The organism is Catenulispora sp. EB89 (assembly GCF_041261445.1).
Taxonomy (GTDB): Bacteria; Actinomycetota; Actinomycetes; order Streptomycetales; family Catenulisporaceae; genus Catenulispora.
In genome coordinates this window covers 1-26,092 of the sequence record NZ_JBGCCU010000017.1, presented here as the reverse complement: position 1 = coordinate 26,092, position 26,092 = coordinate 1, and the positions used below count along the sequence as shown (strand labels likewise).

Annotated in this window: 24 protein-coding genes and 1 tRNA gene; 14 read left to right on the top strand and 11 right to left on the bottom strand. The window is 70.3% G+C overall.

Going from position 1 to position 26,092, the window contains the following annotated elements:
• Position 1: 1 nt before the first annotated feature.
• From ABH920_RS30930 to ABH920_RS30920, 3 genes are read right to left on the bottom strand one after another with little or no spacing between them, the layout of a single operon-like run.
• Complete coding sequence (locus ABH920_RS30930; protein WP_370352726.1) at positions 2–769, bottom strand: dienelactone hydrolase family protein; 768 nt, start codon at positions 767–769, stop codon at positions 2–4.
• A 4-nt stretch (positions 770–773) separates the two neighbouring features.
• Positions 774–1,616, bottom strand: coding sequence for an NUDIX domain-containing protein (locus ABH920_RS30925; RefSeq protein ID WP_370352725.1), 843 nt, complete (start codon positions 1,614–1,616; stop codon positions 774–776).
• The gene (locus tag ABH920_RS30920) at positions 1,546–2,568 is read right to left on the bottom strand and encodes a rhomboid family intramembrane serine protease (RefSeq protein WP_370352724.1); all 1,023 of its coding nucleotides are present in this window, start codon (positions 2,566–2,568) and stop codon (positions 1,546–1,548) included. The genes ABH920_RS30925 and ABH920_RS30920 overlap by 71 nt, the downstream gene beginning before the upstream one ends.
• A 188-nt stretch (positions 2,569–2,756) precedes the next feature.
• On the opposite strand from ABH920_RS30920, the gene ABH920_RS30915 reads away from it, so the two are divergent.
• Complete coding sequence (locus tag ABH920_RS30915; RefSeq protein WP_370352723.1) at positions 2,757–3,392, top strand: acyltransferase; 636 nt, start codon at positions 2,757–2,759, stop codon at positions 3,390–3,392.
• Between the two features lie 88 nt (positions 3,393–3,480).
• On the opposite strand, the gene ABH920_RS30910 is transcribed toward ABH920_RS30915, so the two are convergent.
• Positions 3,481–4,551, bottom strand: a complete 1,071-nt coding sequence (locus tag ABH920_RS30910; protein ID WP_370352722.1) for a substrate-binding domain-containing protein — start codon at positions 4,549–4,551, stop codon at positions 3,481–3,483.
• A gap of 197 nt (positions 4,552–4,748) precedes the next feature.
• On the opposite strand from ABH920_RS30910, the gene ABH920_RS30905 reads away from it, so the two are divergent.
• Genes ABH920_RS30905 through ABH920_RS30885 form a run of 5 tightly spaced genes read left to right on the top strand, consistent with a single transcriptional unit; the run spans position 4,749 to position 11,123 of the window.
• Positions 4,749–5,765, top strand: a complete 1,017-nt coding sequence (locus ABH920_RS30905; RefSeq protein ID WP_370352721.1) for a hydroxyacid dehydrogenase — start codon at positions 4,749–4,751, stop codon at positions 5,763–5,765.
• Between the two features lie 52 nt (positions 5,766–5,817).
• Entirely contained in the window at positions 5,818–7,131 is a 1,314-nt protein-coding gene (locus ABH920_RS30900; RefSeq protein WP_370352720.1) for an ABC transporter substrate-binding protein, read from the top strand.
• Positions 7,128–8,060, top strand: coding sequence for a carbohydrate ABC transporter permease (locus ABH920_RS30895; RefSeq protein WP_370352719.1), 933 nt, complete (start codon positions 7,128–7,130; stop codon positions 8,058–8,060). Before ABH920_RS30900 ends, ABH920_RS30895 begins: the two co-directional genes overlap by 4 nt.
• Positions 8,061–8,077: 17 nt before the next feature.
• Positions 8,078–8,989, top strand: a complete 912-nt coding sequence (locus ABH920_RS30890) for a carbohydrate ABC transporter permease (RefSeq protein WP_370352718.1) — start codon at positions 8,078–8,080, stop codon at positions 8,987–8,989.
• A gap of 43 nt (positions 8,990–9,032) precedes the next feature.
• Positions 9,033–11,123 carry a hypothetical protein gene (locus ABH920_RS30885; RefSeq protein ID WP_370352717.1) on the top strand — a complete coding sequence of 697 codons (2,091 nt, stop codon included), beginning with the start codon at positions 9,033–9,035 and terminating at the stop codon, positions 11,121–11,123.
• A gap of 136 nt (positions 11,124–11,259) precedes the next feature.
• Here the strand turns inward: ABH920_RS30885 and ABH920_RS30880 are convergent, their stop codons facing one another.
• Together ABH920_RS30880 and ABH920_RS30875 are read right to left on the bottom strand one after the other, a co-directional pair.
• Positions 11,260–11,850, bottom strand: a complete 591-nt coding sequence (locus tag ABH920_RS30880; RefSeq protein ID WP_370352716.1) for a hypothetical protein — start codon at positions 11,848–11,850, stop codon at positions 11,260–11,262.
• A 129-nt stretch (positions 11,851–11,979) separates the two neighbouring features.
• The gene (locus tag ABH920_RS30875) at positions 11,980–13,371 is read right to left on the bottom strand and encodes an NAD(P)/FAD-dependent oxidoreductase (protein WP_370352715.1); all 1,392 of its coding nucleotides are present in this window, start codon (positions 13,369–13,371) and stop codon (positions 11,980–11,982) included.
• A gap of 273 nt (positions 13,372–13,644) precedes the next feature.
• Here ABH920_RS30875 and ABH920_RS30870 point away from each other — a divergent pair, with 273 nt between their 5' ends.
• Positions 13,645–14,259 carry an NUDIX hydrolase gene (locus ABH920_RS30870; protein ID WP_370352714.1) on the top strand — a complete coding sequence of 205 codons (615 nt, stop codon included), beginning with the start codon at positions 13,645–13,647 and terminating at the stop codon, positions 14,257–14,259.
• Positions 14,260–14,304: 45 nt separating this feature from the next.
• Complete coding sequence (locus tag ABH920_RS30865) at positions 14,305–15,192, top strand: sigma-70 family RNA polymerase sigma factor (RefSeq protein ID WP_370352713.1); 888 nt, start codon at positions 14,305–14,307, stop codon at positions 15,190–15,192.
• 30 nt (positions 15,193–15,222) lie between these two features.
• Here the strand turns inward: ABH920_RS30865 and ABH920_RS30860 are convergent, their stop codons facing one another.
• Positions 15,223–17,142, bottom strand: a complete 1,920-nt coding sequence (locus tag ABH920_RS30860; protein WP_370352712.1) for a serine hydrolase domain-containing protein — start codon at positions 17,140–17,142, stop codon at positions 15,223–15,225.
• Between the two features lie 135 nt (positions 17,143–17,277).
• Between ABH920_RS30860 and ABH920_RS30855 the strand changes: the two genes are divergently transcribed.
• Together ABH920_RS30855 and ABH920_RS30850 are read left to right on the top strand one after the other, a co-directional pair.
• Positions 17,278–18,573, top strand: coding sequence for a sensor domain-containing protein (locus tag ABH920_RS30855; protein WP_370352711.1), 1,296 nt, complete (start codon positions 17,278–17,280; stop codon positions 18,571–18,573).
• The gene (locus ABH920_RS30850) at positions 18,525–19,169 is read left to right on the top strand and encodes a LuxR C-terminal-related transcriptional regulator (RefSeq protein ID WP_370352710.1); all 645 of its coding nucleotides are present in this window, start codon (positions 18,525–18,527) and stop codon (positions 19,167–19,169) included. The genes ABH920_RS30855 and ABH920_RS30850 overlap by 49 nt, the downstream gene beginning before the upstream one ends.
• Positions 19,170–19,267: 98 nt before the next feature.
• Here the strand turns inward: ABH920_RS30850 and ABH920_RS30845 are convergent, their stop codons facing one another.
• Positions 19,268–20,020 carry an SDR family oxidoreductase gene (locus ABH920_RS30845; protein WP_370352709.1) on the bottom strand — a complete coding sequence of 251 codons (753 nt, stop codon included), beginning with the start codon at positions 20,018–20,020 and terminating at the stop codon, positions 19,268–19,270.
• Positions 20,021–20,106: 86 nt separating this feature from the next.
• On the opposite strand from ABH920_RS30845, the gene ABH920_RS30840 reads away from it, so the two are divergent.
• Positions 20,107–20,724, top strand: a complete 618-nt coding sequence (locus tag ABH920_RS30840) for a TetR/AcrR family transcriptional regulator (RefSeq protein ID WP_370352708.1) — start codon at positions 20,107–20,109, stop codon at positions 20,722–20,724.
• Between the two features lie 18 nt (positions 20,725–20,742).
• Here ABH920_RS30840 and ABH920_RS30835 read toward each other — a convergent pair whose 3' ends face one another.
• A complete protein-coding gene (locus ABH920_RS30835; protein WP_370352707.1) occupies positions 20,743–21,447 on the bottom strand; it encodes a response regulator in 705 nt (234 codons plus the stop codon).
• Positions 21,448–21,682: 235 nt separating this feature from the next.
• Positions 21,683–22,828 (bottom strand): sensor histidine kinase, encoded by a 1,146-nt coding sequence (locus ABH920_RS30830; RefSeq protein WP_370352706.1) that lies wholly within the window; start codon positions 22,826–22,828, stop codon positions 21,683–21,685.
• Between the two features lie 250 nt (positions 22,829–23,078).
• Here ABH920_RS30830 and ABH920_RS30825 point away from each other — a divergent pair, with 250 nt between their 5' ends.
• The gene (locus tag ABH920_RS30825; protein WP_370352705.1) at positions 23,079–24,296 is read left to right on the top strand and encodes an acetyl-CoA C-acetyltransferase; all 1,218 of its coding nucleotides are present in this window, start codon (positions 23,079–23,081) and stop codon (positions 24,294–24,296) included.
• Position 24,297: 1 nt separating this feature from the next.
• Here ABH920_RS30825 and ABH920_RS30820 read toward each other — a convergent pair whose 3' ends face one another.
• The gene (locus ABH920_RS30820) at positions 24,298–24,735 is read right to left on the bottom strand and encodes a hypothetical protein (RefSeq protein ID WP_370352704.1); all 438 of its coding nucleotides are present in this window, start codon (positions 24,733–24,735) and stop codon (positions 24,298–24,300) included.
• 172 nt (positions 24,736–24,907) lie between these two features.
• On the opposite strand from ABH920_RS30820, the gene ABH920_RS30815 reads away from it, so the two are divergent.
• Entirely contained in the window at positions 24,908–25,138 is a 231-nt protein-coding gene (locus tag ABH920_RS30815; protein WP_012784872.1) for a DUF4287 domain-containing protein, read from the top strand.
• 347 nt (positions 25,139–25,485) lie between these two features.
• A tRNA-Leu gene (locus ABH920_RS30810) sits at positions 25,486–25,569 on the top strand.
• The last annotated feature ends 523 nt before the right edge of the window (positions 25,570–26,092 follow it).

Genomic DNA, 26,092 nt, shown 5'->3' with positions numbered 1-26,092 from the left:
CTCAGGCCGGCGCGAGATGCCGTTCGACGAACGACCGCCACAGCCCCGGAGCATGCTGCGGCGTGTGGCTGTGGCGTCCCGCGAAGGCGTGAAGTTCCTTGTCGGCGCCGGCGAAGGCGTCGAACAGATCGAGTTGGCCTGACCGCGGGAAGAGCTCGTCGTCCCACTGCATGTGGAAGAAGACCGGTGCGGTGATGTGCGCGGCGTCGCGGCGCACGCGGTCCGGAACGTGGAGCGCCGGGTTGAACGCTGCGCTCGATGTCAGGCCGAACTTCCCGAAGACCGCGCATCGCAGCGACGGTCCGAGTGCGGCTGCGGCGGGGAGGCCGAATCGGGTGCCCATCGACAGTCCGACGTATGCCACCCGCGTCCCGTCGGCGATCCCGGCTTCCGCGAGGTGTGCGGTCGTCGCGACCCAGTCGGCGGCGATGCGGTCCAGCACAGCGCCGATGCCTTCGGCGGCGACGCGCGCCTGGTACTCCGCCGGGGTCAGCGGTGCTCGCACGCGTTCGCCGTGGAAGGGCCCGTCGATCGCCGCCGCCGCGTAGCCGGCCGCGGCGAACCGGGCCGCCATCGCCACGATCCGGTCGCTGAGGCGATGGCCGCTGCCGCCGTGCCCCAGCAGGACCAGGGGCGGCGGCGTTCCCGAGCGCCTGGTCGGGGTCCAGACGGTGCCGGGGATTTCTTCCGGCGGGCGGTCGATGGTGAACGAGCGCTGCGTGATGCGCGGGCCGATCTGCCGACTGTCGCGCCAACTCACGCCGCTCACCGCATCATCCCGTCCGCCGCATCTTCCCCTCCTCCAGATCCTGCACCGGGATCCGCCCCTCCCGCACGGCCAGCGCGTGCGCCAGCCGGTCGAACGCGTGCGGGGGAAGCCGGTCGCGCGCGCCGTCGAGGTCGAAGAACCCGTACTCGTCGATCTCGCCGTCCTGCAGCCGGATGCGCGCGATGTCCTCGGCGCCGAGGACGCCGCCGTCGTAGAGGTAGTGGATGAGCGGCGGGCGTTCCCCGTCGCGGGGACGCCAGTCGACCATCAGCAGTGCGCCGGGTTCGGCGTCGAGGCCGACTTCCTCCAGCGCCTCGCGGCGGGCGCCCGCGGCGGGGAACTCGCCCTCCTCGACGCCGCCGCCGGGGAAGCTCCAGGTCTTGTCGCGGCGGTAGGACTGGCGGACCATCAGGACCTTGCCGTCCTCGTCGAAGAACAGCATCGTCGCGCCCACGACCACCTTCGGCAGGGACGCGGCCCACGCCGCACGGTCCTGGCCGGTGCCGATCTCCGACAGCCGTGGTGCGCCGGCCTCCACCGAGCGCATGTAGACCCGCCCGATGTGGTCCCGCAGGACGCGTTCGGGATCGGGGACCACCGTCGCCAGTGCGACCGACGCCGCCGTGATGACGTCACAGAGCTCTGCCGCCAGGTCGGCCGCCGTGTGGCTGCGGCCCTTGCGCGGGTTCTGGCCGGTGGTGCCGATCAGCGCGGCCGCGGCCTCGCCGGCCTCCTCCGCGACCTTCAGCACCCGCAGCGGGACCGCGAGCGCCGGGTCAGTGTCCGGGTGGGAGTCCAGCCAGGCCCTCTGCTGCTGGACCACCTGCCACATCAGCGGCTCTTCCATGCGTCACCAAGCCCTCCTCGTCCGACGAGTGCAGCACCGATGTCCGCACTGCCGTTGCGCCGATCAACACAGCCAGTATCGCGACCAAACCCACCGTCTGGACGGCGACCTGCCGGGCGCGCGGCGCGTAGACGTAGACCAGCCCGATCACCGCGCCGGTCACCAGGCCGCCGAGGTGTCCCTGCCAGGAGGTGAAGCGCGAGGCCAGGACCAGCCAGAGGACGGCGATGATCAGCTGGCGCTGACCGCCGAGGGGATCGAAGTGCAGTTTGCGGCTGAGGACGAAGTACAGGCCGATCAAGCCGAATATCGCGCCCGAGGCCCCGATCGACTGCGTGTAGGGCGCGGTCAGGAAGTAACAGAACACTGATCCGCCGAGCGCCGACAGCAGATACGCCGCGATGTAGCGCACCTTCCCTATCTGCTGCTCGACCACCACGCCGAACATCCACAGCGAGAGCATGTTGAACAGGATGTGCATCGGCCCCAGCGGCGGCTGGTTCGGCAGGATGTGGACGAACGCCGAGGTGATCATCCGGTACCACTCGCCGTGCGCCACGCCGATGGGGTGGTATCCGGGCGGCGGCGACGCCATGGGCTCGTAGAGCGCGTTGTTCGGCCCGCGCAACGCGTCGGAGAGCATGCCGAGCTTGTCCACGACAGAGTGCTGCATCAGTTCCGCCGCGTACACCGCGAAGTTGAGCAGGATCAGCGCGATCGTGACCACCGGCCGCGCGCCGCCGGAGGCCGCCGGCGCTCCGAACACCGTCCGCGCCTGGCGCACGTCCTTGTTCCCGTCCCGTACACACTCAGGGCACTGAAACCCGACTGAGGCGTTGCGCATGCAGTCGGGGCAGATGTACCGGTCGCAGCGCGTGCAGCGGATGTGGCTCTCACGCCCGTCATGCCGGTAACACGTGGTGACCGGCACGGTCGCGTCGGGGACGGTCATCGGCGGGAGTCCTCCGGGCGGAGCATCGGAAAGCAGCGGACGGCGCAACGGGACGGCACACCCTACCGTGCGGCGACCTGCCTGCGGCGGGCACAATGCAGGCCCCCGACCACAAAGCGCGGCCCGTCCGCGCCGGTCGTATGCTGACCGCGATCCCCCTGATGTGATCATGCCGAGAAGAGACCCCCGTGCCCCGTCGTCCCCGCTGGATCGACCGTCTCACCGCCGCCGCGATACGGGGCGTCTGGGACTGGGCCCGGGTGCGCGGCCGCGTCACCTCCACCAGCCCCGGCCGCTACCGCTTCGCGCATCTCGGCCCCGGCGCCGCGCTGTCGTTCCCGCTCGGCGCGCTCTACAACGAGCAGTACATGGCGATCGGCGAGGGCACGCTGGTCGGGGAGGGCGTGAGCCTGGCGGTGGGCTGGCCGGGGGAGGACTTCGGCGAGGAGATCGTGCTGCGCATCGGCCGCGGCTGCTCGATCGGGCGCGGCAGCCACATCGTGGCGCACCTGCGCGTGGACATCGGCGACGACGTCTTCTTCGGGCCGTACGTGTACGTCACCGACCAGAACCACGCCTACACCGCGCTGGACACCCCGATCGGCCGCCAGGACCCCGAGGACAAGCCGGTGACCATCGGCGACGGCTGCTGGCTCGGCGTCGGTTCGGTGATCCTGCCGGGGACCACGCTCGGGCGGAACGTGGCCGTGGCGGCCGGTGCGGTGGTGCGCGGATCTTTCCCCGACCACTGTCTGATCGGCGGTGTGCCGGCCCGGATCCTGAGGCGGCACCACGGGGACGACGGCTGGCGCGGCACCCTGTAGCCGATCCCGATCCCGATCCCGATCCCGATCCCGATCCCGACCCCGACCCCGACCCCGACCATGGCACCCGGCGAGCGAGCCGATCCCCTTACGCCGAGCGGGCGACCCCCGTCGACTCGCGCACGATCAGCCGCGGTGAGACGTCCACGTGCCGGGCCGGGGCGCTCGGATCGCGCACCAGATCCAGCAGCGTCCGCACCGCCAGCTCGCCGACGGACTCCTTCGGCGGCGACACCGCGGTCAACGCCGGCCGCGTCAACGCCGAGAACTCGTCGTCGTACGCCACGATCGAGATCTCGCGCGGCACCGCGAAGCGCGTCGCGAAGCCGTTCTGCAGCAGCGCCAACGCGTCTTCGTCCGAGTGGACCAGCAGCGCGGTCGCCTCGGATGCGCGCAGCCGCTCGGCGAGCGCGTCTATCTGCTCCGGCCCCCACTTCGGCCAGCCCTCGAGGTCCGTGCTGCCGATGATGCGCGGCATCTCCGGCAGCGACAGCGCTGCCGAGGCCTGCTCGAAACCGCTCAGCACGCTGCGCGAGGTCGGCGTCTCGCCGCGGGCGAACATCGCGATGCGGCGGTGCCCGAGCTCGTGCAGATGCCGGACGGCGAGCCCGGCGCCGGTCTCGTGGTCGGTGCGGACCCACGACGTGGTCGCGGCGGCGGGGCCGTACGAGCGCCGCTCCACCAGCACCGTCGGCACGCCCAGCGCGCCGGCCCACTCCACCTCGTCGGTCGGCGCCAGCAGCACGGCCCGCGCCCCGGAGTCCACGAGCCCCATCGCCAGCGAGAGGTCCTGCCCGGACTGGTAGTCCGAGACCGCGACCAGCAGCCGCCCCTCGGGCTCGCGCAGCACCCGGCGCATCCCGTCGACGACCCGGTTGAAGTAGTACGAGGACTTCGGGATCAGGGCGCCGACGACCGGCAGGTCGGTCTCCTCGGCCGGGTCCTGGGCGGGCCGCGCCGGGGCCGCCGGCTCGGCGGAGGCGGGCAGCACCGCGCCGCCGTGCACCTTGTCCAGCTGTCCGGCCTTGGCCAGCTGGTCCAGGTCGCGGCGGACGGTCACGTCCGACACCCCCAGGATGCCGACCAGCTCGGCGACCTGCACCGACCCGCGTTCGCGGGCCAGGCGAAGGATCAGGGCGTGCCGTCTGGCGGCGAGCACGGACCACCTCCTGGAGCAGAAGCTATCAGTCAGAACCGTTCACAGCATGGGGGTGCGTTGGCGTTCCGGCAAGTCCGAGTTACGTTTTTGTTTGTTTCTCATCGATTCTCATCGAACGTATTGACTTCCGGTTACCTTGTTCTGACACTGGTCCCCGTTGTTCGTTTGCCGTCAGATCCGAAAGGCGCCACCGCAGCATGGATCGTCCGACCGTCGTCCTGGCCATGCGCCCGGCGCTGCGTCCGCTGCTGTTCGACGCGGCGGCCGAGGCCCGGCTGGCCGGGCTGGCCGAGGCCGATCCGGGGCTGGTGGTCACCGACTTCGGCGATCCTCGGGCGGCCGCGGCGCTGGAGCGGGCCGAGGTGCTGGTCACCGGCTGGGACTGCCCGGTGCTGGACGAGGCGGCGCTGGCCCGGATGCCGGCGCTGCGCGCCGTCCTGCACTCCGGCGGCAGCGTGAAGCACCACGTCACCGAGGCCGCGTGGGCCCGCGGGCTGGTGGTCTCCTCGGCGGTCGCCGACAACGCGGTCCCGGTGGCCGAGTACACGCTGGCGATGGTGATCAGCGCGGGCAAGCGGCTGCCGGAGATGGAGCGCGCGTTCCGTGCGGGCCGGGACGGCCGGGACTGGCAGCACTGGTCGCTGGACTTCGGCCCGGTCGGCAACCACCGGCGGGTCATCGGGGTGGTCGGGCTGTCCCGCGTCGGCCGCCGGGTCGTGGAGATGCTGCGGGTCCTGGACGCGACCGTCCTCGTGCACGACCCCTACGTGCCGGACGAGGAGGTCCTCAAGCTCGGTGCCGTACCCGCCGGGCTCGACGACCTGGTGGCGTCCTGCGACGTGGTCAGCCTGCACGCGCCGAGCAACGCCGAGACCCGGCACCAGATGGACCGGCGCCGGCTGGCCCTGATGAAGGACGGCGCGACGCTGATCAACACCGCGCGCGGCGCCCTGGTGGACACCGCGGCGCTGGCCGACGAGCTGCGGGCGGGCCGGCTGTTCGCGGTCGCCGACGTCACCGACCCGGACCCGCTGCCCGCCGACTCCGAGCTGTTCGACCTGCCGAACCTGACCCTGACCCCGCACGTGGCCGGCTCGATCGGCGGCGAGGTGCGGCGCCTGGGCGACTTCGTGCTGGCCGAACTGCTGCGCCTGACGACCGGGCAGGACCTGCTCGGCCTGGTGCGACCTGAGACCCTGCCGTCCATAGCGTGACAGCATCTTGATAGATCTTGTGTGCCACCCTCACCAGAGAGCGAGACCCGATATGCGTACCAGTAAGAACGTCCACCGAGCCGGCGTCATAGCCGCCGCGGTGGCCGTCTCGGCCGCGAGCCTGTCGGCCTGCGGCAGCTCCAGCAAGCCCGGTACGTCCTCCGGCGGCCAGGCCTCGGGCAGCACCTCGTTCACCTACTGGTCGATGTGGCAGCAGAACGAGCCGCAGGCCAAGGTGATCAAGAAGGCCGCCGACGACTTCACCGCCGCCACCGGCATCAAGGTGAACATCCAGTGGCAGGGCCGCGACGTCATCACCAAGCTCACCCCGACCCTGCGCACCGGCTCCGCGGCGGACCTGGTCGACCAGTCGGTCAACGCGCTCGGCGCGCTGGTCGCCAAGGACGCGACCGCCGACCTGAGCACGCTGTACAGCACGCCGGTCACCGGCGAGTCGCAGACCATCGGGCAGATCATCCCGGACAGCTACAAGCCGTTCCTCAACGACAAGAACGGAAAGCCGTTCATCGCCCCCTACGAGGTCTCCTCCGAGGGCCTGTGGTTCGACGCCTCCAAGTTCCCCGACCTGGCCGCGAACCCGCCGAAGACCTGGGACGACCTGCTGGCCCTGTTCGCCAAGGCCAAGGGCATGGGCATGACGCCGGTCGCGGTCCCCGGCGACGACAAGTACTGGGTGCTGCTGACCCTTCAGCGCGAACTCGGCACCGACGGCCTGAAGAAGCTGGCCAGCGACAAGACCGGCGCCGCCTGGGACGACCCGAAGGTGCTCAAGGCCGCGCAGCTGGTCCAGGACCTGCGGGACAAGGGCGACTTCCTCAAGGGCTACGAGTCCAGCAAGAGCATCGACGAAGAGGGTGACTGGGCCAAGGGCCAGGCCGCCTTCTACCTGTCCGGCACCTGGGTGCCCTCGGAGGCCGCGCCGAACGCCACCGCCGGCTTCAAGTTCGACAGCATCCAGCTGCCGGCGCTGGACTCGGGCAACACCGACACCGGCATCAACTTCTTCGGGTTCGCGGTCCCCAAGACCGCCAAGCACTCCGACGCCGCCGAGAAGTTCATCGCCTTCTTCATGAAGAAGGAGGAGCTGTCCGGCATCTCGACGCAGGCGCTGAACCTGACCCCGCGCACCGACATCGACCCGCCGGCCCAGCTGGCCTCCATGAGCAAGGCGCTGACCGGCACCGTCTACGCCGACCAGGCGCACCTGTCCGTGGACTACGCGGACTGGACCAACAAGATGCTGAACCCGGAGATGATCCGGCTGGTCACCGGCCAGGACAACGCCGCGAAGTTCGTCGCCAACGGCAAGCAGGGCACGATCGACTACTGGAAGTCCGCGTCGTGACCAGCGCCACCGTCGGTGTCCGGCGGGGCCGGGTCCAGGGCTCGCCCCTGGCCCGGCGCCGCCGGCGCGTCTTCGGGCCGTTCCTGGCGCCCGCGCTGATCCTGTACACGGTGCTGTTCATGGTGCCGACCGTGTACTCGTTCTACGCGAGCTTCACCAGCTGGGACGGGTTCTCGAACCCGCGGTGGAAGGGCACGCTGAACTACGACCACCTGACGCACGACCCGGCGTTCAAGGACGCCTTCTTCAACACCATGAAGCTGCTGTTCGGGTGCGGCGTCTTCCTGTTCGTCCTGAGCTTCGCCTTCATGCTGATGCTGCGGGAGATGAAGGGCCGCAAGTTCATCCAGGGCTTCATCTTCCTGCCGCACATCGTCTCCGGCGTGGCGCTGGCCGCGTTCTGGGACTTCCTGCTGAACCACGACGGCATGCTGAACAAGGGCCTGCACTCCTTCGGCGTGGGCCCGGTGGACTGGCTCAAGCCGCAGTGGCAGTTCAACGCGATCCTGCTCGCCATCGTCTGGATCAACACCGGGTACTACGTGACGATCCTGATGGCCGGCGTGGACCGGATCCCGCCGTACTACTACGAAGAGGCCAAGCTCGCCGGGACCAACTCCTGGCAGCGCTTCCGGCACATCACGCTGCCGATGTCCTGGGACGTGGTGGGGACCGCGGCGGTGCTGTGGACCATCGGCACGGTGAAGATCTTCGAGTTCATCCTCGCCTTCTCCGGCTCGCAGGGGAACCTGCCGACCACCAACCAGTGGACGTCGGCGATGTACGTCTACGGCGAGACCATCGGCGGCACCTCCCCGATCTACGACTTCGGCCGGGCCTGCGCCGGCGCGGTCGTCACGCTGGTGGCGGTCGTGCTCGTGGTCGTGGTGCTGCGCCGGGCCACCAGCCGCGACCGGCTCGAACTGTGAGGGAGGGCGGGACGACCATGAGCACCGCAACGACCGGGTCCCGTGCCGAGAGCGCGGAGCGGGACCCGAAGAACCCGGCGGCGGCCCCCGCCGGCCGCCGCCGGGTGCCCTGGGCCCGGCTCCCGGGCGCCGCGCTGATCTGGGTGTTCGTCGCCTTCTGTGCGTTCACGTTCCTGTTCATCCTGCTCAGCTCGCTCAAGTCCAGCTACAACGTGCTGAACCACCCGTTCCGGCTGCCGACCGAGCTGAAGTTCTCCAACTGGAGCAAGGCCTGGCACGACGGCGGCTTCGGGCCGGCGTTCGTGAACTCGGTGGTGGTGGTCGTGGTGGCCGCGGCCGGGACGGTGCTGTTGGCCTCGCCTGCGGCGTACGTGCTGGGCCGGAACCAGAACCGGATCTCCGGCGGCGTGAGCATGTACTTCGTGCTGGGGCTCGGCATCCCGATGCAGATCATCGTGCTGCCGCTGTACTCGATCATGGCCAAGATGCACCTGATCGACAACCTGGCCGGGCTGATCGTGCTCTACATCGTGGTGAACCTGCCGTTCACGGTCTACCTGCTGATGTCGTTCTTCGCCTCGCTCCCGGGCGAGCTGGAGGAGGCGGCGGCGCTGGACGGCGTGGGGCCGGGGATGACGTTCTGGCGGATCATGCTGCCGCTGGCGCGCGGCGGGCTGATGACGGCGCTGACGCTGGTCGCGATCGCGTGTTGGAACGAGACGTTCCTGGCGCTGATGTTCCTGCAGACCAACGACAACTTCACGCTGCCGCTGGCGTTGGTCAACTTCCTGACACAGCAGCAGTTCACCGGCGAGGACTTCGGCGTGATGTTCGCCGGGGTGTCCATCGCGGTGCTGCCCATGCTCGCGCTTTATGCGTGGCTCGGGCGCCGGATCACCGAGGGCCTGACTCTCGGAGCGGGGAAGTAAGTCCCCTATTCACGCACCACCATCCCACTGGAGGTACGTACCTGTGAAAGCGCAACTGCGCGCTTCGCTCTCGGCGCTGGGGGCGATGGCCCTCGGCGCCGTCGGCCTGCTGGCCGTGACCGTCCCGACCGCACACGCGGCCGGGACCGTCTACTACGTGGACTGCTCGGCCGCCTCCGACGGCGACGGGTCTGCGGGATCGCCGTGGAACGCCCTCACGGATCCTGACGGACACGTCTTCGGCGCCGGCGACACGCTGTCCTTCAAGGCCGGGACGACGTGTGACGGCACGCTGACCCCGCAGGGCTCCGGCGCCTCTGGCTCGCCGATCACCATCAACGCCTACGGTTCCGGCGCCGCGCCGGTGATCGAGGGCGGCGGCGCGACCGAGGCCACGGTGCACCTGGTCGACCAGAGTTACTGGACCATCAGTGGTCTGAAGGTGCAGAACTCCTCGTCCACCCGCGCGCAACACGAGGGGATCCTGGTCGAGGTCGCGGGTTCGGCGAACCAGGCCGGGATCTCCATCACCGGCAACGAGGTCGCGAACGTGGCCGGCTGGGGCGACAAGACCGGGACGAACGCGTCGTGGTTCTCGTACTCGGGCGGCATAGCCGTGCGGGTGGCGACCGGGTCCGGGGTGTTCAACGGCGTGTCCGTGACGAACAACGACGTGCACGACACCGGGGGCGGCGGGATCAAGGTCGAGGGCGAGACCTCGGCGATGAGCACCGGCGTCTACATCGGGCACAACACCATCACCGACGCCGGCGGCGACGGGATCGTGGTGCACGACAGCGACGCGCCGCTGGTGGAGTACAACACGGCGACGGACCTGGGGCTCGGGGCGTACCCGTTCACGGCCGGGAACTTCGCCGGGATGTGGCCGTACCACTCGAACAACCCGACGTTCCAGTACAACACCGTGGGGTCGCAGACCGGGGTGGTGAACGACGCGACGGCGTGGGACTGCGACATGAACAACACCGGGACGTGCCTGTACCAGTACAACTACTCGTACAACAACGCCGGCGGGTTCTACCTGGACTGCCTGTCCGGCTGCGGCGGGTCGGCGACGACGACGAACGCGGTGCTGCGGTACAACATCTCGCGCGACGACTGCCGATTCACGAACTCCAGCACCGGGAGCGGGACGCACTACATCTACAACAACACGTTCTTCTGCCCGGGCAAGCCGATCACGGACACGCTCGGCGGGAACGTGGTGTGGCAGAACAACATCTTCGTGGCTCCGACGGCGTCCTGGGCGTCGGATTCTTCGGCGCGGTTCGCTTCCAACACGTATTTCGGAGGCGTGGCGGCGCCGTCGTCCGGCGACTCGGCGGCCCATACCGCCGATCCGCAGCTGATCAACGACGCGGCGGGGACGCTGGCGATCAAGCTGCACACGACGTCACCGGAGCTGGGCAGCGGCGTGGTCGTGGCGAACAACGGCGGCAAGGACTTCTTCGGTAACGCGGTGTCCGCCACCGCCGCCCCGAACCGGGGCGCTTACAACGGATCCGGGGATGACAGTGTTCTGTCGTTCTCGGCGGCGTTGAACGACACGGCGGTCACTTCCGACGCGAACCGTTGGGCGGGAAGCCTGAACTCGGCGACGCAGAGCGGCAAGAGCTTCTCGGCGACGGCGCTGGCCAACGCTGGTCTTAGCGCTGGCGCGGATGTCACGGCGGCGGGTGTCGACTTCGGGCCCTGGCACCCGCAGGCCCTGGACGCGACCGACAATGTCATCGCCAGCGGCCAGACCATCGCGGTCCCGGCCGGCGGGACCGGCACGAAGCTCGGCTTCCTGGGCTTCAGCACGACGCACGGGGTCAACGAGAGCGGGACGCTGCACTTCACGGACGGCACGTCGCAGCCCTTCACGCTGACGCTGTCGGACTGGACGGACACCACCCCGGCGGCCGGCGACACGGCGGTCGCGACGGCGACGTACGCGAACCAGCACACGTCGGCGTACAACGGGAGCACGACGACGGCGAGCGGGTCGTTCTCGGTGTGGGCGTACACGGTGGCGCTGCCGTCGGGGAAGACGCTGGCTTCGGTGACGCTGCCGAACCTGGTCGCTTCGGGGGCCACGTCGCAGCACCTGTTCGCGATCGCGGTGGGCTGAGCGACGCCGCGTCAGGTGGCGTTCGCTCTGTAGTCCGCGACGCGCCGGCACCGGCTCAAGCCGGCAACACCAGTTGCCGGTGCCGGTGCCGGTGCCGGAGCCGGTGCCGTTTGGCGCGCGGCGCAGGGGGCGGGGATCAGGGGTGGTACTTCTCCTCGACCGACGCCACGTCGCCGGTCTTCCGGTTCATGGTGACCCGGACTTTCACGCTGGCGGTCTTCGCGGCGGTTTCCAGCTGGTCCTCAGTGCACTTCGTGGTGCCGTAGCCGTCCCCGCCGATGGTCACATTGCCGTCGGGGCCGCCGCAGATCGCGGCCGCGCCCAGGATCCGAGTGGCATCCGAGACGTAGAACCCCTGGTCCGTGCTGCCATCGTCGGGGTGGACGAGGAACTTGCCGGGCGCGAGGTACTGCAGCGTGCCGACGATCGTGACGTGGTCACCCGCGTTGGCGACGCCGCCTGGGTTCGATGCGGTCGAGCTGCTCCTGGCGCTGGGCTGGGTGGTCGGCGGGGCGGACGGCGGGGCGGACGGCGACGTGGTGGCGGCGTTCGCTGCCGTCGTACTGGTGGCGGCGTTCCCCGGTGCCGTCGTGGCCGACGACACCGGCGCGGCCTGGTTCGTCGACGTACTGGTGGCGGCTGCCGCCGTCGGCTTCGAGCTGCTGCTGCCGCACGCGGCAAGGCTCCCGGCCAATGCGGCTACTGCGATGATCTCAGCGATACGCATCCGCGCCATGACAACCCCTTCGTGATGGATTCTGCTCACATCGACATGACGGGTTGAGCGAAGACTGGTTGTCATAGGGCTGATAACGAATCGGTCACGATGCCCCGCGGCGGGGTCGGCGGTGAACCCTCAGGCCGCCGAAGCAGGCGTCTGGGGTTCGGCCGCGATCGCCGCCGCCGTGCCGCGCGTCCGCTGCAGGATCTCCTCGCGCGTCAGGTACACGTCCGTGTACTCGAAGTCGCGCAGCGACGCCGCGCGCTCGGCCTGGAAGCCGGTGCGGACGAAGTCGTCGCCGACCAGGGAGTTCAGGAGCCAGCCGGCGGCGGTGCGGAAGCGGGCCGCGAAGGTGCGGAGCGCCATGATGTGGTAGCCCCGGGCCACGACCTGCGCAGGCAGGCCCGACAGGGGGATGCCCATCGGCTTGCTGACCGCCTTGAGGCCGCCGAGGTCCACGACCAGGCCGAGGTCCTTGTGGCGGTAGTCCTTCAGCGGGAAGCCGCGGACCGCCGCCATCACGTTCTCCGCCGCGGCCCAGCCCTGGCGCATCGCGTGCTGGGCGGTCGGGGGGCAGATCGCGTCGCCGCCCTTGGCCAGGTCCGGGACGGCTGCCGCGTCGCCGAGGGCGAAGACGCCGGGCAGGTCCGGGACCGTCAGGTCGGCGTTGACCACCAGGCGGCCGCGGTTGGTGGGGGCGCCCATGGTGGCGATCAGCGGGCTGGGGGCCACGCCGGCGGTCCAGATCAGGGTGCGGCAGGGCAGGACGCGGCCGTCGGTCAGGGTGACGGTGTCCTCCGTGCACTCCGCGACCGAGACGCCGAGGGAGATGTGCAGGCCGCGCTTGCGCAGGATCTTCAGCGCCTTCTCGCCGAGCTTGTCGCCGAGTTCGGGCATCAGCTTCGGCGCGATGTCCACCAGGTGCCACTTGACCAGGCTGCCGTCCAGGTTCGGGTAGCGCTTCACCGCCTCGGTGGTCAGCCGCTGCAGGTATGCCGCCGTCTCGGTGCCCGCGTAGCCGCCGCCGACCACCACGAACTGCAGCCGGGACTCGCGCTCCTCGTCCGTCGTGGCCACCGCCGCCAGGTCCAGCTGGGCGATCACGTGGTCGCGGATCCAGGCGGCCTCGGCCAGCGTCTTCACGCCGACCGCGTACTTGTCCACGCCGGGGATGTTGAACTGGCGCGTCACACTGCCCGGGGTGAGCACCAGGTAGTCGTAGCGCTCGACGATCTCCTCGCCGTCGATCTTGCGCACCACCACCGACTTGGTCTCGGTGTCGATGCCGATCGCGCCGCCCGGGATCAGGACCGTCGTCTTGAGCATCCGGCGCAGCGAGACCGCGACCGCCTGCGGGGTCAGCACGCCGGAGGCGACGTGCGGCAGCAGCGGCAGGTACAGCTGGTGGTTGACCGCGGACACCAGGCGGATCTCGGCGTCGTCGAGCGAGAGCTTCTTCTCCAGCTTGTGCGCGCACTCGGTGCCCGCGAAGCCACTGCCGACGACGAGTATCTTGGGGCGGCTCATGGCGGTTGTCTCATCTCCCGTGGCGGTGGGCGGGGCGGTGCCGGCCGGACTTGCGTCCAGCGTGGAACGTGCGGCGGACCGGCGCATCTCGACCAGGGCGATTTGTGCCGGATGGGTGAGATGATCACTTTACTCCGGGCGATCTTGCCCCGGCCGCCGGGGTCCCCCGACTGTACGCAGCCCGATGTGTGGCAGGCGCGCAGGTCCGCCATCTGGTCGGTGAACGCTCGGCGGACGGCTTTCGATCACCCGGTCGGTGGGACCATGACGAGCATGTACCCAGCACCGCCGCCCGCACGCGTGTCCGACGCCGAGATCCGCGATCTCGTCGCACGCTACCTCGCGCAGTCCCCGGACCAGGCCGAACGCCTCCGGCCGGTTACCGACGCGCTGGCCACGAGCGCCGACCTCACCCACCGCCGCACCCTCCCGGGCCACGTCACCACCGGCGCCTTCGTCGTCGACGCCGACGGCCGCCTCCTGCAGATCGCGCACAAGTCCCTCGGCCGCTGGCTCAATCCCGGCGGCCACACCGAGCCGGAGGACGCCAGCCTGGCCGCCGCCGCCCGCCGTGAGCTGCTGGAGGAGACCGGCCTCGGCGCCGAGCACGTCACCCTCCTGGGCGACCCGGACCTGCCGCTGGCCATCGACGCGCACCGGATCCCGGCCAACCCGGCCAAGGACGAACCAGAGCACTGGCACTTCGACTTCCGCTACGCCTTCCGCCTCAACGGGATCCCCGGCACGGCGACCGTCGAGCTTCAACTCGACGAGGTCGACGACCACCGCTGGATCCCCTTCGACCAGGCCGGCCTCGGCGAGGACACCGCCCGGCTGGCCGCCGTGCTGGCAGGCGCTGTCACAAACCGCGCTGCCGAGAGGTCATAGCAACGACCGCAAACGATGCGGGCGTGTGACCGATAGGGGACGGCAGTGGACAGCACCGAATGGCTCGCCGAGCGCTTCGAGGAGAACCGGCGCCATCTGCGGGCCGTCGCCTTCCGGATGCTGGGCTCCCTGTCCGAGGCCGACGACGCCGTCCAGGAGTCCTGGCTGCGCCTGAGCCGCCAGCAGGGCGCCCGCGCCGACGCCATCGACAACCTGACCGCCTGGCTCACCACGGTCGTCGCCCGCGTCGCCCTCACCATGCTGAAGGCGCGCAGCCGCGAGGAGTCGCTGGACGCGGTCCACATCCCCGAGCCGATCATCTCGCCGGAGGACGGCCTGGACCCCGAGCACGAGGCGCTGCTCGCCGACTCCGTCGGCCTGGCCCTGCTGGTGGTCCTGGAGACGCTGCAACCGGCCGAGCGCCTGGCGTTCGTGCTGCACGACATGTTCGCCGTCCCCTTCGAGGAGATCGCGGTCATCGTCGACAAGAGCCCGGCCGCCGCGCGCCAGCTGGCCAGCCGCGCCCGGCGCCGGGTCCAGGGTGCCGACGCGGTGCCGGACCCGGACCTGAGCCGGCAGAAAGAGGTCGTCCGGGCCTTCTCCGCGGCCTCCCGGGGCGGCGACTTCGCCGCGCTGGTCGCGGTGCTGGACCCGGACGTCGTGCTGCGTGCCGACTACGGCAGCCTCCCGGCGGGCCTCAAGCTGCTTCGCGGCGCCGAGGCGGTGGCCAGGCAGGCGCTGATGTTCGCCCGCTTCGCGGCCCACGCCCGCCCGGCGCTCGTCAACGGAGCCCCGGGGCGGGTGACGGTCGTGGACGGCAAGCCGGCTGCGGTCATGGGCTTCACCGTGGTGGACGGCCGGATCAAGGAGATCAACATCCTGGCCGATCCGGAGCGGCTGGCGGAGCTGGACCTGACCTTCTTCGAGGTCTGATCCGCGATCGCAGGGTTCTGATCGTCGCGGCTACGGCCAGACCAGGTTGTACGTGAACGCCACGGCCAGGAAGGACACGGCGCCGAGCGCGGTCAGCGAGTACGCGATCCGCCCGGCCGGCCGCCACCAGCCCAGCTTCCAGGCCGCGGCGCTCCCGGCGATCAGCCCGACGGTGCACAGGGTCAGCAGCGCGTTCACCACCAGCAGCAGGGTCAGCGTCGAGGACCCGAGGATGAGTTGTTCGTAGAAGGCGTCGCTGTCCCCGGTCACCGTCACGAACCCGGCGACGAACAACGTCGCCAGCCCGCCGGCGACCCAGGCGAGCATCCGCGCGCCCCGGGCCCACCGGGAGTGCGTCGGCCGCTGCCGCACGCGCCGTACCAGCGCGAGGATCGGGAAGCCGAGGAAAGCGGCCGCGAGGATCCCGGCGCCGCCGTAGAGCATCGGCAGGTGCAGCGCGGGGGAGTTGTACCAGTCCAGTTTGTAGTAGGCGTCGGTGGGATCGATGGACGTCGCGAGGTGGCCGTGGCCGTCGAACACCAGCCGGTCCTGGCCGCCCTGCTCGGCGAATTCTCCGCTGCCGAGCGGGATCCAGCGCTGGTCGCCGATCTTCGGGTTCTGCGACAGGCCGTTGGTGGTGATGGTGCCGTCGCCGTTGGCCGACACCGTCACCGAGGACACCAGCCCCGCGACCCGGGTGACGTCTTCCCGGCTCACCTGGTCGCTGCGGTAGGTCCCGGCGTAGCTGCCGAGTTTCGGGTCCTTGGCGGCGGTCGGGGCGCTGGTGGTATTGGGGAAGCCCGTGCTATGCGGAAAGGCCGTGTCGACGATCTGGTTGATCAGGGCTTTGCCATCCCACTGCGCGATCCGGTCGGTGCCGTCACCGTTGTAGACCACGTATATGCCGATGTCCTTGTCCGGCAACAGCGCCATGTCGCTGTGGAACCCGGGGACGTCGCCGTCCTTGAACAGGATCCGCTGGCCGTCCCGCGGCCGTTCCTCGAAGAGGTACGCCATGCCGGGCAGCCGCGGGTCCATCGTGAAGTGCCGCTGCTGCATCAGGTCCGCGACCCCGTTGCCCAGCCGCGGGTCCTTCGCCAGCTGCGCCATCATGAACTTGCCCATGTCGGTCGCGGTGGCGGCGGTGCCCGCGCCGGTCGGGGACCAGCCGCCGTACTGGCCGTCCTCGGCGACCCAGCCTCCGCCCTCCGGCCGGTAGCCCTTCGCCAGGTTCGCGTCGTAGCCCGCCGGATGCGGCTGCTGGAAGGTCGAGGCGTCCATCTGCAGCGGCTGGAACACGTGGTCCTGGACGTACTGCGCGAACGGCTCGCCGGAGACGGTCTGGACCAGGTAGCCGGCCAGGGCGACGCCGTAGTTGTCGTACGCGGCGAGCGTGCCGGGCGGACGTACCCGCGCGGGCCTGGAGTCCTGGAGGAACTGCCCGAGCGGCGGCACCTTCTTCGGGTCGCTCACGGCCACGCCGAACGGGTCCGCGTCGAAGCCGGCGGTGTGGGTCATCAGGTTCTGCACGGTCACCGGGTGGCCCGGGAACGTGTCCGGGATCTTGAAGTCCTTCAGGTACGTGTTCACGTCCGCGTCCGGATCGAGCTTGCCCTGCTGGACCAGCTGCGCGACGGCGGTGGCGGTGAAGACTTTGGCGACCGAGCCGGTGAAGAACTCGGTGCGCACCGGGTCGACCGGAGCGTTGGTGGCGGTGTCGGCGACGCCGTAGCCTTGCGCGAACACGGTCTGCCCGCCGGCCACCACGACCACGGCCGCGCCGGGAATCTTGTCCTTCGCGAGCTGCGCGGTGACGGTCTGGTCTATGAGCGGACCGACGCCCGAGAGGTCCGGGGCGGCGTTGGCGGCGTTGGCGGCTGCGGCGTGCGCGACGGAGCCGGACAGCGCTGAGGCGGCGAGGGCGATGCCGGAAACGATGGTCGTCCACATGCCCCACAGCCTCGCCGGGCGGGGCACCGGCGGTCACGGGCTGTAGTACCCCTCCTGGAGGTGTAGGTAGGTACACCCCACACTGGGTGTGTAAGCCCCTCGCCCCGCCGTGGCCCGAACCCGAGACTTGAGGACATGACGAACACCACCAACAAGCGATGGAGCGCCGTCCTGGAGGGCGGGTTCTGGTTCTTCGTGATGCTGGTCCCGATGCTGCTCGGCTACGTCGCGCTGGCGCTGGTGGCCGGTCTGGCCGGCATCGGGCTCGGCCTGCTCCTGATCCCTCCGGTCGCGGTCTACCTGCGCTGGCTGGCCGACATGCGCCGCAGGAAGGTGCGGGCCTGGCGGGGGATCGAGATCCCCGAGCCTTACCGGGCCGCCCCGGAGTTCGGCACCGGGTTCTCCGGCTACTGGGAGAAGGTCAAGTTCCACGGGACCGACCCCGCGTTCTGGCGGGACGCCGCGTGGGCGATGACCGACCCGGTCGTCGGGGCGCTCCTGGCCGTGCTCCCGATCGCCCTGGTGGCCGAGGGCCTGTACGGCTTCGTCATCAGCGCCCTCTGGAACGTGTTCGTCCAGCACGGCTTCAACGACTGGTTCGGCTTCATCCACGTGCACCACGGCAACGAGGGCCTGCGCTGGGCCCCGGCGGCGCTCGGGGTCCTGGAGATCGCCCTGGGCGTGGCCATCGCGCCGAAGATGCTGGAGTGGCACGCCCGCTGGTCCCGCGTCCTGCTGGCCCCGACGCCGGCGCAGGTCGAGGCGCGGATGCAGCACCTGACCCAGACCCGGGCCGACGCGGTCGACACCCAGGCCGCCGAGCTGCGCCGGATCGAGCGCGACCTGCACGACGGCGCGCAGGCCCGGCTGGTCGCCATGGGCATGCACCTCAACGCGGCCTCGCAGCTGCTGGAGCGCGACCCCGAGGCGGCGCAGAAGCTGCTGCTGGAGGCCCGCGACTCCTCGGCCAAGGCCCTGTCCGAGCTGCGCGACCTGGTCCGCGGCATCCACCCGCCGGTGCTCGCCGACCGCGGCCTGGTCGACGCGGTGCGGGCCACGGCCCTGGACTCGCCGCTGGACGTCGAGGTGCACGCCGAGGTCCCCGGCCGGCTGGACGCCCCGCTGGAGTCGGCGGCGTACTTCGCGATCAGCGAGGCCCTGACCAACGTGGCCAAGCACGCGCACGCCTCGCACGTGTGGATCGACATGCGGGTGGCGTCCGGCCTGCTGAAGATCACGGTCAGCGACGACGGGATCGGCGGCGCCGACGCCGCCCGCGGCAGCGGACTGCACGGGATCGAGCGCCGGCTTGCTACCTTCGACGGGATCCTCGCCCTGAGCAGCCCGCAGGGCGGACCGACCGTAGTGACCATGGAGCTGCCGTGCGCGTCGTCCTCGCCGAAGACCTCTTCCTCCTCCGGGACGGCATGATCCGCCTGCTGGAGGCGTACGGGTTCGAGATCGCGGCGGCCGTCGGCGACGGCCCCGCACTCGTCGAGGCGCTGGTGACCCAGCGCCCCGACGTGGCGGTGGTGGACGTGCGCATGCCGCCGACGTTCACCGACGAGGGACTGCGCGCGGTGCTGGAGGCCCGGCGGGCCGTGCCGGGCCTGCCGGTGTTGGTGCTCTCGCAGTACGTCGAGCAGCTGTACGCGGGAGAACTGCTGGCCGACGGCGCCGGCGCGATCGGCTACCTGCTCAAGGACCGAGTGTTCGACTCCGACAGCTTTGTCGACGCGGTGAAGCGGGTTGCGGCCGGCGGCACCGTGATGGACCCCGAGGTGATCTCCAAGCTGCTGGCCCGCGGCGCCCGCAAGGAGCCGCTGGCGGAGCTGACCGACCGGGAGCGCGAAGTGCTCTCGCTGATGGCCGAGGGGCGCTCGAACGCGGCGATCGCCGAGCGGCTGGTGATCACCGAGCGGGCGATCGCCAAGCACACCTCCAACATCTTCATGAAGCTGGGGTTGCCGGAGTCCTCGGACGACAACCGGCGGGTGTTGGCGGTGCTGGCTTATTTGAAGGCGTGAGCGGGGGCGGTTGGTCCTGAGGCGCGCCTGGAGGCGTGTCCTATATATAAGGACTCTCTCTTAGTCTCTCTTAGCCTCTCTTAGCCCGCCTCGCCGGATCAGAGCATTGAGCCGCCCGTCGCGTCGACCACCCGGCCGGTGACCCAGCGGCTGTCCTCCCCGGCCAGGAACGCCACCACCGCGGCGATGTCGTCCGGCTGCCCGATCCGGCCGAACGCCGAGGCTTGCGCGGCCCACTGTTCGGCTTCGGCGTTGCCTCGCAGCCAGCCGGCATTGACATCGGTGTCGACGATGCCCGGCGCGACCGAATTCACCGTGATCCCGCGCGGGCCCAGGAGTTTGGCGAGGTTGAGGGTGAGGTTGTCCAGGGCCCCCTTGGTCGCGCTGTAGGCGAGGATCTCGGGCATCGCGATGCGGCTGACGCCGCTGGAGATGTTGACGACGCGGCCGTGGTCGCGCAGCCGGGGCAGCGCGCCGCGGACGACGAACAGCGGGGCGCGGACGTTGACCGCGAAGACTTCGTCGAACTCGTCCTCGGTCAGGGCGTCGATGTCGGAGCTGCGGCCGATGCCGGCGTTGTTGACGACGATGTCGACGCCGGCGTGGCCGGTCGCCGCGTCGTAGGCCTGCCAGAGCCGGTCGGCGTCGCCGTGGCTGCCGAAGGGGGCGTGCAGGGCCATCGCCTTCCCGCCCTTCTTCTCGATGCCGGCCACGGTGTCCTCGGCCGCTGCGTGGTCGCGGGCGTAGGTGAGGACGACGGTGGCGCCGTCGTGCGCCAGGCGCTCGGCGATCGCCCGGCCGATGCCGCGGCTGCCGCCGGTGACCAGGGCGTGCTTTCCCTGCAAGGACATGGTCTCCCCTTTCTTGAGTGACTGACCAAGAAGTCGTTGCGCGGCACGCTAGCACAATTTTTGGTCGGTCGTTCTACAATGGTTCGGTGAGTACTTCTTCCGCCGGTTCCCGTCGCGGTCGGCCGCGCGGTTTCGATCGCGAGGCCGCCGTGACCGCTGCGACGCGCCTGTTCTGGGAGCGGGGGTACGAGGCGACGTCCATCAGCGACCTGACAGAGGCGATGGGCATCCGCTCCGGGAGCCTCTACGCGGCGTTCGGGGACAAGCCGGCGTTGTTCCGGGAGGCGTTGGTCGCGTATGGGGAGTCGCCCTACGGCGCGTTCGTGAACGTGGCCTTCGCCGAGGAGGCGACGGCCTTCGGCGCTGTAGCGCGGATGTTGCGCGAGGCGGCTCGGGTGTTCCCGGACCCGGTGCATCCGGCCGGGTGCATGACGATCAACGCCGCCACGAACGTCTCACCGGCGAACGTCGAGGTGCAGGAGATGCTGCGGGATCAGCGGAACCGGAACATCGCGATGATGGCCGACCGGTTGCGCGCGGGGCAGCGTGACGGGGAGCTGCCGGCGTCGGCGGACGCCGATGCGCTGGCCGCGTATTACGCCGCCGTGTTCCAGGGGATGTCGCAGCGCGCGCGGGATGGCGCGAGCGAATCAGAGCTCTCGCAGACGGCGGAGTTGGCGTTGGCGGTGTGGCCTCGCGGCTGAGGCCTGCTTTTACTGGACTTATTTGGTGCCGGGGTCGGCGTAGCCGTGGGTGAAGGCGTACTGGACGGCCTGCGCGCGGTCGCGGCAGCCGGTCTTGGTGAAGATGCGGTTGATGTGCGACTTCACGGTCGCCTCGCCGACGAAGAGCTTCTTCGCGATCTCGCGGTTGGAGTGTCCGGCGGCGATGAGGCGGAGGACGTCGGCCTCGCGGGGGCTGAGGTCGTCGGCGGTTTCGGGGTCCGCGCCGGGGGATTTGGCGGCGCCGTTGGTGGCGGCTGCGGCAGCGGTGTTCGTGGCGCCGCCGGTCGCGGCCGCGAGCAACTGCCGCTGTACGGCCGGATCGAGAATCGCCTGCCCGGCCGCCGCCGCCTTCACCGCACGCTCGATGTCGGCCCGCGTGGCGGCCTTGGTGAGGTAGCCGAGCGCGCCGGCCCGGAGGGCGCCGACGATGGAGGCGTCGTCCTCGTAGGTGGTGAGGACGACGACGCGGATGTCCGGGTTCGCCGCGAGGATCGTCGAGGTCGCCGCGATGCCGTCGGCGCGCGGCATGTTGAGATCCATCAGCACCACGTCGGGAGCCAGCTCCGCGGCCAGCGCCGCCGCCTCCAGCCCGTCGCCGGCCTGCCCGACCACGCTCACCTCGGACATGGTCTCCAGCAGCAATGCGAGCCCTTCGCGGACCGCGGCTTGGTCGTCGGCGATGAGTACACGGATCTCGGTCACCGTGGGATTGTCCCGCAGATGGCCGCGCGGCGCGCGGTCGGGCTCATCGGGCGGGGAGAGTGCTCGCGCTCGGGTCTCGGCACGGACCGGCCGCAGCCCCGGCTCTGTACGGACCGGCCGCAGCCCCGGCTCTGCACGTAGGTCAGCCGTTGCGGTGCTTGCGTTCGGCCCCGAGTCGGCCGCCGCGATCGCTGCGCGTCTGCGGAGCCAGCCGCCACCCACCACCCACCACCCCTCAGTCCGGCACGACCGCCCGCACCAGCCAGTCGTCCCCCTCCCGCCCCGCGTCCAGGCTCCCGCCGGCCAGCTCCATCCGCTCCCTCAACCCGCTGAGCCCGAAGCCGCCGCCGGAGTTCGTCAGCGGGCGCGCGGCGTCGGCCTCGGCGAGCTCGTTGGTCACCGTCAGCCGGACCGCGTCCGGGTCGTAGCGCAGGTGCACCTCCGTGGCCTTGCCCGGGGCGTGCTTGCGCGCGTTCGTCACCGCCTCCTGCGCCGTGCGGTACAGCGCGAGCGAGGCGTCCGCCGGGAGCTTGCGGGGTTCGCCGACCGTGGTCATCGTGCCGCCGTCGGCCTCGACCATCGTGCCGATCATCTCCGACAGCGGGCCGATGTCCTCGCGCAGCGCGTGGACCGCGCGGCGGCTCTCGACCAGGCCCTCGCGCGTCAGCTGGCCGGCGCGCTCCACGCAGCGGACGGCCTTCTCGATGTCCGGGTTCTCCTGCGTCAGCAGCGCCTGTGCGGCCTCGACCTGCATCGCCAGCGCACCGAGCGAGTGCGCCAGGATGTCGTGGATCTCGCGGGCGATGCGGGTGCGCTCGCTCAGGACCGCCGCCTCGGTCTCGGCCGCCGACGCCCGGAGCGACTGCTCCAGCAACTGTTCCGCCTGGTTCGCGCGCTGGGCGATGGCGTAGCGGATCATGCCCATGGCCAGGGCGGTGCCCAGGATGACGGTGAAGCCCAGCACCGCGGTCGTCGATCCGCCGATGATGAGCGCGGACACGGTCAGCGAGAGCGCCCCGGCCACCGTGATCGCGGTCGAGATCTGCGGCTCCAGGTTCGAGCCCGCGGAGAAGGCGGCTACCGCCGGGACGACGATCGCCGGACCCTGCTGCAGGATCGAGAGCAGGCCGCCGCTGACCGACAGCAGCGCCAGCGGGTACTGCAGCGGCCACTTGCGGATGTCGAAGGTGATCATCCCGATCCAGGCCACCGCCACCACGGCCAGGGTGATCGTGATGGCCAGCCCGTGCCCGTGCAGCCCCGGCTTGGGGTTGATCCCGAACAGGGTCAGGCTCAGCGCCACCAGACCGCCGGTGCGCAGCGCCTGGATGCCCCAGAAGTAGGCCTTGCGGTCCATCATGTTCACGTTCAGCGCTGCCATGCCCCGATCTTCCCGCCTCCCGGCCGTCCGACGCTTCCAACCGGGGGTGGAATGTGGGTGGAAAGCCCGGCGGCGGCCTACTGTGCTCAGTGTGGGCAAGCGTGGCGTTCTCCCCGGTGTGTTCTCCCACACCCGGCATTACCAAGCGGTAGCTTGGCGAACTACGCTGGCCCTGAACCCCATCGCGGCGCCGACCGCGCGGCCCTGAAGCCGGCAGGCGACCCGGACCCCTTCGCAAGGAGTGACCTTTATGCCCGAGGCAGTGATCGTCTCCACCGCGCGTTCCCCGATCGGCCGCGCCTTCAAGGGCTCGATGACCTCCATCCGGCCCGACGACCTCACCGCGCAGATGGTGCGGGCCGCGCTGGACAAGGTGCCCGCGCTGGACCCCCGCGAGATCGACGACATGTACCTGGGCTGCGGCCTGCCGGGCGGCGAGTCCGGCTACAACATGGGCCGCGTCGTGGCCACGCTGCTGGGCTACGACCACCTCCCGGCCGCGACCATCACCCGCTACTGCGCGTCCTCGCTGCAGACCACGCGCATGGCCTTCCACGCCATCAAGGCCGGCGAGGGCGACGTCTTCATCTCCGCCGGCGTCGAGACCGTCTCGCGCTACGTCAAGGGCTCCTCCGACGGCCTGCCGGACACCCAGAACCCGCTGTTCACCGACGCCGTGAACCGCACCAACGAGTTCGCCGCCGGCGGCCAGGTCTGGCACGACCCGCGCGAGGACGACACGCTGCCGGACGTCTACATCGCGATGGGCCAGACCGCCGAGAACCTGGCGCAGCTCAAGGGCATCTCGCGCAAGGAGCAGGACGAGTTCGGCGTCCGCTCGCAGAACCTGGCCGAGAAGGCGATCGCCGACGGCTTCTGGGAGAAGGACATCACCCCGGCCACGCTGCCGGACGGCACCGTGGTCAGCAAGGACGACGGCCCGCGCCCCGGCGTCACCTACGAGAAGACCTCGACGCTGGCGCCGGTCTTCCGCCCCGACGGCACCGTCACCGCCGGCAACTGCTGCCCGCTGAACGACGGCGCCGCGGCCGTGGTGATCATGTCCGACACCAAGGCTCGCGAGCTCGGCCTGACCCCGCTGGCCCGGATCGTGGCCACCGGCGTCACCGCGATGTCCCCGGAGATCATGGGCATCGGCCCGGTCGAGGCCACGCGGAACGCGCTGAAGCACGCCGGGATGTCGATCGGCGACATCGACCTGGTCGAGATCAACGAGGCGTTCGCCGCCCAGGTCATCCCGTCCTACCAGGACCTGGGCATCGACCTGGACCGGCTGAACGTGAACGGCGGCGCGATCGCCGTGGGCCACCCCTTCGGGATGACCGGCGCGCGGATCACCAGCACCCTGATCAACTCCCTGCAGTGGCACGACAAGCAGTTCGGGCTGGAGACGATGTGCGTCGGCGGCGGCCAGGGCATGGCGCTGATCCTGGAGCGGCTGAGCTAGTTCAGAGGGCTCTGCGCAAGGCGGTCGTGCTTCCCAGCACGGCCGCCATCGCTTTCTCCGCCGGGACGCGTCCGTCGCCGGGCGTCCAGATGAGGGTCTCGCGCGGGTCCTTCAGCGCCCGGTAGGCGGCCACCAGGTCGTTGCCGACGACCGCGATCTGGTCGCCCAACGCGAACACCCCCAGCGTCGGCAGGTCCCGCCAGCGCGGCGGCTGCGGACTGTCCCAGCGCTCTATCCCCTGCGCGACCATGGTGACCTGCGCGGCAAGCCAGTGGCCGGCCTGCGCGCGGTCGCCGTAGGGCTCCAACCGGAGCGAGAACTTCGAATGCGGCAGCCGACGGTAGCCCTCGGCGAGCCGGGTCAGTTCCTCCGCCAGGACCTCCGCCGGCGAAGCATCTTTGTCCGCACTGTGTTCCCCCGGTTTGGTGCTGGAAGTCATCCGGGAAGGATACGGGTGGCGAATGCCGCGGGAACGTCGCGGCACGTCACCGACCGCCCGGATTCACCTGGCGACGGAATCGCCAGGTCCCGTTCCTCTTGCCAGTCGCCCGACCCTCAGGCACGCTGGCGCACACGGACCGTATGCCCAGTCCATTCGCGGAGGCGCCCGTATGACGATCCACCACTCCGAACAGACCCATCGCAACCTGCTCGCCCGCATCCCCGCAGCCACCGGCCGCAGCCTGGACACCTGGTTCCAGCTGGTCAACGAAGGCCCGTCCCTCCCCCGCTTCGAGGAGCGCGTCAGCTGGCTCCGTGCCGAGCACGACCTCCCGCGTGGCTACGCCAACGCGATCGTCCACGAGATGGACCTGAAGCGCGCAGCGCGCGCGTTCGGATAAAAGCCCCCCACCGGAGAACCCACAGAGCCCCCGGCGGGAGCCGCGGGCTCTGTAACTGCGCGCGAAAACACGTCGCGCGACATCGCTCCGCCCCGCGGCGGCCCGCGCCGCGAACCCGGAGTCCCCTGAATGCCCCCGCACCCGCCGAACCCTGCCCCGAGCCACACGAACACCGCTGGAACGCGAACCGGAAGTCCGGTGAAAGTCCTCTCCCCGCTGCGCGCAGCGCCCCTTGCGACCTGCGCCCGAACAGGACCTTCAGCGGACCAGCGCTGGAACTCGATCACGCATTCGCGGAGTTCTCGCTACGCTGAAGCCCGAAGGATCATCCCGGGTGATCGCTTCGGGCCCAGATGGTGGAACAGGCAGACACAGCGAGCTTAAACCTCGCGGCCTTTATGGCGTTGCGGGTTCGACTCCCGCTCTGGGCACTCGCGGTGAAGCGGCGGGACCGGCGTCCGCCGCTGGCGGAAATCGGCCGCCTCTATATCGGTATTCTGCGATACCCGATCGACGTGGTGTTGGCCGGCCGGCATCCGGACGGCCTCAAAGCACCAAAGGTACAAACTACGTCCGGCCGCCCAGGTATATGACAATCTTCTCAGTTTGCATCGTCACCACAGCACGCTCGACGACCGGTACGTGAAGTTGGCTGCGATGGCCTACCTCCACAACGCCATGACCTGAACAGCGACCAGGGAACTGTTCGCCGCACTCGGTGTGCCGAGGGTGCCGCAGGACTAGATGAGTGATGTGGGTTGGTGGCGTGGGGCTGGCGTGTAGCCGGTTCGGCTGACGACGGCAGGGAGCGTGTCCAGCATCGGTGTTGACGAGGAACCCTTTGGCCGGGGAGTCAACGTGAACACCGATCTGGACACGCTCCTGACTGCACTGTATGTCGCGCTGACTGATCGCATCATCCCCTCCCGTAAGGTTCGCCCGGATTCGCCAGGC